This window comes from Mesorhizobium sp. M1A.F.Ca.IN.020.06.1.1, assembly GCF_004023265.1.
GTDB lineage: Bacteria > Pseudomonadota > Alphaproteobacteria > Rhizobiales > Rhizobiaceae > Mesorhizobium.
Genome location: NZ_RZSR01000848.1, coordinates 1 through 2,640, shown reverse-complemented (window position 1 = coordinate 2,640; position 2,640 = coordinate 1). Strand labels below are relative to the sequence as shown.

Sequence of the window (2,640 nt, the reverse complement as noted above, 5' to 3'; positions counted from 1 at the left end):
GTCTTGTAGAGGCCTTCGCCGTAGATGCTCATCGACGATGCGACGACAATGCGTTCGACTGGTTTCTTGATCAACGCCTCGAGCAGGGTCGCGGTGCCGAGATCGTTGGTGCCGACATATCGGGCGATCTCGTACATGGATTGGCCGACGCCGACCTCGGCAGCGAGGTGGATGACGGTGTCGACATCCGCTACCGCGTCGGCGACCGCGTCTCGATCACGTACATCTCCCCGTATCAGCTCGGCGCCAGCTGGAATGCTGACGGCTTCATTGCCGTGCACTTGGTCCAAGAGTGCGTCCAGGACACGGACCTCGTAGCCATGCTCGATGAGTTCCTGGGCGACATGCCGGCCAATGAAACCGCAGCCTCCCGTAACCAGGACACGTTTCACGAGAACTCCTTGCCGAGTTAGCGTTGGGGCCGATTTAGCGTTGGGGCCGATTTAGCGTTGGGCTCCCGAACTTCGGGACAAAAGGTTTGTTCCCTGCTTCATCAAAGTTCCCTCGTGGCGAAGCTGTCGGCGGGTCGCCCGCATGCCCGGGAACATTGCCCTTTGCGCGCTGTTAGGGCCGCTCACCGACGTGCGGCGAGAAAGGGAATGCCATGTCTGAAGCGAAGACGACCACCAATCACGACGAAATTCGCAAATGGGTTGAGGAGAGGGACGGCCATCCCGCCGTGGTTCGCACCAAGGGCGAGGGCGGCATCCTGCGCATCGACTTCGGCGAGCCGGAGGAAGCGCTCGAACCGATCGAGTGGGATGAGTTCTTCCGGATCTTCGACGAGAACGACCTTGCCTTCCTCCATCAGGACAAGGCCGGGAGCGGAGGAAAGAGCCGCTTCAACAAATTTGTCGAGCGGAGCGGGAATGGTTGACGCGGGCGGCGGCAGGTAACCAGCAACGAACGCACGCAAGCGGCCCGACCGGCGGAGGCTGCCGCGCCGCCCCGGTTGCCTCAATCCAATGGCTTGTCGGTTGGGCGCGGGGTGGTTCCGGCCTCGCGCTTGCGACCGGCATTGCGATTGGCAACCTTACTGTCGAGCGGTGATGTCGACTGTTCCTCGGCGGCGCCGGCTGTTTTGGGAACTGCCGGTCTCGCGCCGGCGTCGCTATCCATAGCATCGCGGTTTGGACGCGGAAGGCCTTCAGCGTTCGGTGACCTGGTGGCCGGCCGAGATGTGTTTTTCAGTTGAGCCATTTGATACCTCCTTACCTGATCGCAACGACAGGGCGCCCGGGCGAGTTCCGGGCAAAGACGTGGTCACCCGTGAGGGCGCATCACGACCTTGATGCAGCCGTCCTGCTTGTCGCGGAACTTCCTGTAGAGGTCGGGTCCGGCCTCGAGCCCGGCGCGGTGGGTGATCACGAAGGACGGGTCGATGTCGCCGCTTTGGACCTTGTGCAGGAGAGGCTCGAGATAGCGTTGCGTGTGGGTTTGTCCCATGCGGAACGTCAGCCCCTTGTTCATCGCCGCGCCGAACGGGATGTGGTCGACAAGGCCGATATAGACGCCGGGCACCGAAATGGTGCCTCCCTTGCGACAGCAATAGATCGCCTCGCGCAGCACATGCGGCCGGTCGGTGCCAAGATAGACACTCGCCTTGAGCTTATCGAGCATGGAATCCGGGGTGGCGCTGGCATCGGCTTCGGTGCCGACACAGTCGATGCAACTGTCCGGGCCGCGACCGTTGGTCATGGCCATCAGGGCATCGTAGATATTCAAGTTGCTGAAATCGAGGGTCTCGGCCTTGCCGTGGTCGCGCGCCATAGCAAGCCGCTCCGGTACCTTGTCGATGGCGATCACGCGTCCGGCGCCAAGCATCCAGGCGCTCTGGATCGCGAACTGGCCGACCGGCCCGCAGCCCCAGATGGCGACGGTGTCGCCCTCCCGGATGCCGGCGTTCTCCGCCGCCATATAGCCGGTCGGGAAGATGTCGGAGAGGAACAGGACCTGGTCGTCGTCCATGCCGTCCGGCACCTTGATCGGGCCGACATCGGCAAAAGGCACGCGCAAATACTCGGCTTGCCCGCCCCAATAGCCACCGACCAGATGCGAATAGCCGAACAGGCCCGCGGGCGACTGGCCCATGACCTTGGCGGCCTGGTCGGCGTTGGGGTTCGACCGGTCGCAGAGTGAAAACAGGCCGTTCTGGCAAAACCAGCATTCGCCGCATGAGATATTGAAGGGAACGACGACGCGATCGCCCTTCTTGAACTTGCTGTGTCCACGGCCGACCTCCACCACTTCGCCCATGGTCTCATGGCCCAGCACGTCGCCCGATTTCATCGTCGGCATATAGCCGTCCATCAGATGCAGGTCCGAACCGCAAATGGCGCAGCAGGTAACCCTGATGATGAGGGAGAGGTAGGAAGCGATAGAGGGAGAGGAGAAAGAGTAGGAAAGGATAGAGAAGGTGAAGGGCAAAGTGAGAGAGGGAAGAGGGAGAGGCCTGTCGATCGGAGGATGGAGTGAAGAGAACTTGCGCCAGGCGGGAAGGTTCAACGGGCGGCGCCTCGCATTCATCCGTTGTTCGCGGAACCCGGTTCGGCGGCCTTGCGATGCTGCTCGGCCAGCGTGCCGGCCGGCGTGACATGGGCCGCGGCAGCCTGCATCTTGTTCTTCAAACCGCTAACGACC

Annotated in this window: 2 protein-coding genes and 2 pseudogenes; 1 reads left to right on the top strand and 3 read right to left on the bottom strand. The window is 62.3% G+C overall.

Annotated features, from left to right (window positions below):
- Window positions 1-392 (bottom strand): NAD(P)-dependent oxidoreductase (locus EOA60_RS27945; RefSeq protein WP_164899585.1); only part of this gene is annotated, 392 nt, incomplete at its 3' end.
- A 212-nt stretch (window positions 393-604) separates the two neighbouring features.
- On the opposite strand from EOA60_RS27945, the gene EOA60_RS27940 reads away from it, so the two are divergent.
- Window positions 605-877: a hypothetical protein gene (locus EOA60_RS27940; protein ID WP_095779479.1), complete on the top strand. Its 273-nt coding sequence runs from the start codon at window positions 605-607 to the stop codon at window positions 875-877.
- Window positions 878-1,263: 386 nt separating this feature from the next.
- Here EOA60_RS27940 and EOA60_RS27935 read toward each other — a convergent pair.
- Window positions 1,264-2,358: pseudogene (locus EOA60_RS27935) on the bottom strand (zinc-dependent alcohol dehydrogenase); the annotation flags it as partial.
- Window positions 2,359-2,522: 164 nt separating this feature from the next.
- Window positions 2,523-2,640 (bottom strand): annotated as a pseudogene (locus tag EOA60_RS39295) (oxidoreductase); the annotation flags it as partial.